A 5,837-nucleotide genomic window follows, 5' to 3' on the forward strand; every position below is an offset into this window, starting at 1 on the left:
GAGCAACTTATAGAGCAAACCGGAGATAACACCCTGACGTTGATGGATACTGGCGTATAATCTGGTGAGATATCAGATGATTAAAATGGCGGGGCATCTGAAAGGATACTGGCCGAATCAGCTGAGCTTCTCAGAGTCATGCGGAATGGTAATGAGAATGCTGATGACCTTGCAGGGCGCTTCACCGGGGCGAATCCCGGAGCTGATGGGTGATCTTGAAAGTATGGGGCAACGGGTAAAGTTACCGACAAGAAGGGAAAGGGCCTTCCCGAGAGTGGTAAAGGAGAGGCCCTGGAAATACACCTCAGCCCCGAAAAAGGGCCAGTCAGTTGCTTAACTGACTGGCATTACAACCTGGGCTGCCGTTTGATACGTTTTGTGTCAGATGGTCTTTTATGATGGATTTGCCGCGATAACTTTAGCCACCTTGTCTGCCTGAGCGGCAAGTTGGAGTTCGCGATAGGCATTTTCCATCAGCGGTAATGCATCTTTTGTCGCCTTAGTGTCTGGATAATCACGCAGCATTTGCTCAACGCGATTAACTACTGCCACATAAGCACTACGTTTCGTGTAGTATTGCGCGACGGAAAGTTCATATTTAGCTAAACGTTCTTTCAGATAGACCAGCCGCTTATTAGCGTCGGTCGCATACTGACTGTTGGGGTAACCCTGAATCAGATTGCTGAAGTCCCGGAAAGCGGCGCGGGCATATTGGGGATCGCGATCGGAGCGATCAACACCAAAGAAACCTTGCAGCGCGCTGTCGTCCAAGGCCATATCTGTCAAGCCACGCATGTACAAGACATAATCAACGCTTGGATGGGTAGGGTTTAATCGCAGGAAACGATCGATCGAGGCCTGAGCCAGCGGCAATTCAGCAGATTTGTAATAGGCATAAATCAAATCTAACTGTACCTGCTGTGAATACGGGCCGAATGGATAGCGGTTATCCAGTGCTTCCAACTGCGTGATGGCTGCTCTAAAGTTGCCGTCTTGCAGTTTTTGTTGAGCATTGGCGTACAGTTCGGATGGCGGACTGTCAGGAACCGCATCCTTGGAATTGCTGGAGCAACCAGCCAGCGCCAGGCTCAACGTGGCGGCAGCCACCAGATATTTCATACGCGTCATGACGTTTTGATTATCCTCAGAGTGTTATTCCGGGAGACTGTCCGTTAAGCTCCCGATTTAGACCAGCTACAATAGTACATTATTTTAAACGGCGTCGCCGTGAAAACCCAACGTTAACGAAGAAGCTGCAACTATGGCACAACAAGTACAACTCACCGCAACGGTGGCCGAATCACAACTCGGACAACGTTTAGATCAGGCTTTGGCCGAATTGTTCCCTGATTATTCACGATCTCGTATAAAAGAGTGGATTCTTGAGAACCGGGTACAGATTAACGGCAATGTGAGCAATAAGCCAAAAGAGAAAGTGTTGGGCGGCGAATCGGTGGCAATTGATGCACTGATTGAGGAAGACGCGCGCTGGGAAGCGCAGGATATCGCACTGGATATCGTGTATGAAGATCAGGACATTCTCGTCATCAATAAGCCCCGTGATCTGGTCGTTCATCCTGGTGCGGGTAACCCGGATGGTACGGTGCTGAATGCGCTGCTGCACTATTATCCTGAAATTGCTGATGTTCCTCGGGCTGGTATTGTACACCGGCTCGATAAGGACACCACCGGCCTAATGGTGGTGGCGAAGACCGTACCGGCACAGACTCGTCTGGTGGAAGCATTGCAGGCGCGGGAAATTACGCGTGAGTATGAAGCTGTCGCAATTGGCAATATGACCGCGGGTGGTTCGGTTGATGAACCGATTGCCAGGCATTCAACCAAGCGGACACACATGGCAGTTCATCCGATGGGGAAGCCCGCGGTTACGCACTATCGCATTATGGAACATTTCCGTGCGCATACCCGTTTACGTTTACGTCTGGAAACCGGGCGTACCCACCAGATTCGTGTACATATGGCGCATATCAACCACCCGTTGGTGGGTGATCCTTTATATGGTGGCCGCCCTCGTCCGCCTAAAGGTGCGTCGGATGCGTTTATTTCAGTATTGCGCAATTTTGACCGGCAGGCTCTGCATGCGACCATGCTGCGTTTGTACCATCCAGTCAGCGGAATACAAATGGAATGGCATGCTTCTTTGCCGCAGGATATGGTAGATCTGATAAATGCATTAAAAGCGGATACCGAAGCGTTCCAGGATCAACTTGATTGGTGATGAGACAATGCTGATACATCCTGACTGGCCTGTACCGAAAAATGTCCGGGCGTGTAGTACGACCCGCCATGGAGGCATCAGTTTGCCTCCGTATGATGCGCTCAATTTGGGAGGCCATGTCGGCGATGATCCCGAAAAAGTGATGCGGAATCGGCAGGCACTGATGGATGAAGCCGCGTTGCCGTCTACGCCACATTGGTTGGAGCAGGTTCATGGTACGCAAGTGATTCGCATCGATGACGCACCTCCGATTTCTGTCTGCGGAGATGCCGCTTATACCAACCATAAAGGCCAGATTTGTGCAGTGATGACGGCGGACTGTCTGCCAGTATTGTTTTGCTCTGCTGCTGGTAACGAAGTCGCCGCTGCTCATGCGGGCTGGCGTGGGTTGTGTGGCGGCGTACTGGAAGAAACGCTTGCCAGTTTTCAGGCTGAACCGTCGCAAATTATGGCTTGGTTGGGACCTGCGATTGGGCCTGATGCATTTGAAGTCGGGTCGGAAGTGCGGGAAGCGTTTATCCAGCATGATGCAATGGCAATATCTGCGTTCAGGCCTCATGGTGAGAAATTTTTTGCCGATATATACCAACTCGCGCGACTGCGTTTGCATGCTAGCGGTGTGACCCAAATTTTTGGCGGAAATTTTTGTACTGTGAGTGAATCACGAAATTTTTTCTCATATCGGCGCGATGGCGTGACCGGCCGTATGGCAAGTTTAATCTGGCTGATATAACCTATTGAATTAAGACGATCCATGGCAAGTAACATTTAAATCCCATCACTACTGGCAAAATAACCTTGAAATTTTTGAGGGATGACCTCATTTAATCTCCAGTAGCAGTTTTGACCAGTGTATGGGAGGAGTTATGCGTCTGGATCGTCTTACCAACAAATTTCAACTTGCTCTCGCCGATGCCCAATCTTTAGCTCTCGGGCGCGACCATCAATTTATTGAACCACTTCACCTGATGAGCGCGTTGCTTAATCAGGAAGGCGGAACTGTAAGCCCGTTGCTGACAGCGGCAGGTGCCAACGTATCTCGGCTGAAAAATGAAATCGATCAGGCGATAGCGCGCTTACCTCAGGTTGAGGGGACTGACGGTGATGTTCAGCCGTCCAGCGAATTGGTTCGAACCTTAAATGTGTGTGACAAACTGGCGCAAAAGCGCGGAGACACCTTTATCTCCTCTGAACTTTTTGTGCTGGCTGTTTTAGAGTCACACAGTACGTTGAGTGATGTGCTGAAAAAGGCAGGGGCGACTCAGCAAAGCGTTACTAAAGCGATTGATCAGGTGAGAGGAGGTGAGCAGGTGAATGATCAGGGAGCTGAAGATCAACGTCAGGCATTGAAAAAATTCACTATTGACCTAACCGAGCGTGCTGAACAAGGCAAGCTGGATCCGGTGATTGGCCGTGATGAAGAAATTCGCCGTACTATTCAAGTATTGCAACGTCGAACTAAAAATAACCCGGTATTAATCGGTGAGCCTGGCGTCGGTAAAACAGCCATTGTTGAAGGCTTGGCATTGCGTATTGTTAATGGCGAAGTGCCGGAAGGTTTAAAGAACAAGCGTGTTCTATCGCTGGATATGGGGTCATTGGTCGCCGGCGCCAAATACCGTGGGGAATTTGAAGAGCGCTTGAAAGGCGTGCTTACCGATTTATCCAAACAGGAAGGGAATGTCATCCTGTTTATTGATGAACTCCACACGATGGTAGGGGCGGGTAAAGCTGATGGCGCCATGGATGCAGGGAACATGCTGAAACCTGCTTTGGCTCGCGGTGAGCTACACTGTGTCGGCGCCACAACGTTGGATGAATATCGGCAATATGTTGAAAAAGATGCGGCTCTGGAGCGTCGGTTCCAGAAAGTGTTCGTTGCCGAACCAACGGTAGAAGATACCATCGCCATTTTACGTGGTCTTAAAGAACGTTATGAACTGCACCACCATGTGCAGATTACCGACCCGGCAATTGTAGCTGCGGCCACACTGTCTCATCGCTATATTGCTGATCGTAAGCTGCCAGACAAGGCGATCGACCTGATTGATGAAGCGGCCTCCAGCATCCGTATCCAGATTGACTCAAAGCCTGAACCACTGGATCGTCTGGATCGCCGTATCATTCAGTTAAAGCTGGAACAGCAGGCGCTGAAAAAAGAGTCGGATGAAGCCAGCCAGAAACGTTTAGAGTTATTAAATACCGAGCTTGAAGAAAAAGAACGTGAATACTCCAAGCTGGAAGAAGAGTGGAAAGCGGAAAAAGCCTCACTTACCGGGACTCAGAATATTAAGGCGGCTTTAGAGCAGGCAAAAATATCGCTGGAACAGGCCCGCCGCCAAGGTGACCTGGGACAGATGTCCGAAATCCAATACGGTAAAATTCCCGAGCTGGAAAAACAGTTGGTGGCGGCAACGCAGCTTGAAGGTAAAACCATGCATCTGTTACGCAACCGCGTTACGGATACTGAAATAGCCGAAGTGCTTGCCCGCTGGACCGGTATTCCTGTGTCCAGAATGTTGGAAAGTGAACGTGAAAAACTGTTAAGAATGGAAGAAGCGTTGCACCAGCGTGTAATAGGGCAGGATGAAGCTGTCGAAGCGGTGGCGAACTCCATCCGACGCAGTCGTGCCGGTTTGTCCGATCCCAATCGTCCAATTGGTTCTTTCCTGTTCCTTGGGCCGACTGGGGTAGGTAAAACAGAACTGTGTAAAACGCTGGCCTCTTTCCTGTTCGACAGTGACGATGCGATGGTTCGTATCGACATGTCTGAGTTCATGGAAAAACACTCGGTGTCGCGTTTGGTCGGGGCGCCTCCGGGATATGTGGGTTATGAAGAAGGCGGCTACCTGACAGAAGCCGTCCGTCGCCGTCCTTACTCGGTGATTTTGCTGGATGAAATCGAGAAGGCGCATCCAGATGTGTTCAATATTCTGCTGCAGGTCTTGGATGATGGGCGTCTGACCGACGGCCAGGGGCGTACGGTCGACTTCCGCAACACGGTGGTGATTATGACGTCAAACCTTGGTTCCGATCTGATTCAGGAACGCTTTGGCGAACGGAGCTATGCAGAGATGCGCGGTATGGTGCTTGAGGTGGTTAGCCATAGCTTCCGTCCTGAGTTTATCAACCGTATAGATGAAGTGGTGGTATTCCATCCTCTGGGGCGGAAACATATCAGCTCTATCGCCAAGATTCAGCTACAGCGTTTGTATAAACGTCTTGAAGAGCGCGGTTACCATGTGACCATAACAGACGCGGCGCTGGAACGGTTGGGCGAAATCGGTTTTGATCCGGTCTATGGCGCACGTCCGCTTAAAAGGGCAATACAGCAACTGATCGAAAACCCGTTGGCTCAACAGATTTTGTCCGGCAAGTTGATTCCCGGCAAACCGGTTACGCTGGATGTTGATGGTGAAAACATCGTCGCTCGCCAATAACCTTTTTTGACGAGAGCAAAAACGGGAGAAATAGTCTATTTCTCCCGTTTCCTTTTATCTTGTGTATAAGATCCTCATTTTCTGCGCAAAACACAGGCAAAAAGTGTGGTTTTGGCTTATTTTTGAACGCTTGACGTTTTTTTTGCATTTAGCGCTTG

General features: G+C 50.0%; 4 protein-coding genes and 1 pseudogene. 4 read left to right on the forward strand and 1 reads right to left on the reverse strand.

What is annotated here, in order from left to right:
• Positions 1-46: 46 nt before the first annotated feature.
• Positions 47-337: pseudogene (locus B4923_RS20445) on the forward strand (IS4 family transposase); the annotation flags it as partial.
• A 56-nt stretch (positions 338-393) separates the two neighbouring features.
• Here the strand turns inward: B4923_RS20445 and bamD are convergent.
• Entirely contained in the window at positions 394-1,128 is a 735-nt protein-coding gene (bamD, locus tag B4923_RS20450; RefSeq protein ID WP_109491534.1) for an outer membrane protein assembly factor BamD, read from the reverse strand.
• Positions 1,129-1,261: 133 nt separating this feature from the next.
• Between bamD and rluD the strand changes: the two genes are divergently transcribed.
• From rluD to clpB, 3 genes are all read left to right on the forward strand, one after another.
• A complete protein-coding gene (gene rluD / locus B4923_RS20460; RefSeq protein WP_109491535.1) occupies positions 1,262-2,239 on the forward strand; it encodes a 23S rRNA pseudouridine(1911/1915/1917) synthase RluD in 978 nt (325 codons plus the stop codon).
• Positions 2,240-2,246: 7 nt separating this feature from the next.
• Positions 2,247-2,972: a purine nucleoside phosphorylase YfiH gene (gene yfiH, locus B4923_RS20465; protein ID WP_109491536.1), complete on the forward strand. Its 726-nt coding sequence runs from the start codon at positions 2,247-2,249 to the stop codon at positions 2,970-2,972.
• Between the two features lie 133 nt (positions 2,973-3,105).
• Positions 3,106-5,679, forward strand: coding sequence for an ATP-dependent chaperone ClpB (gene clpB, locus B4923_RS20470; RefSeq protein ID WP_109491537.1), 2,574 nt, complete (start codon positions 3,106-3,108; stop codon positions 5,677-5,679).
• Positions 5,680-5,837: the final 158 nt, after the last annotated feature.

It is taken from the genome of Brenneria roseae subsp. americana (genome assembly GCF_003115815.1).
In the GTDB taxonomy this organism is placed as follows: domain Bacteria; phylum Pseudomonadota; class Gammaproteobacteria; order Enterobacterales; family Enterobacteriaceae; genus Brenneria; species Brenneria roseae.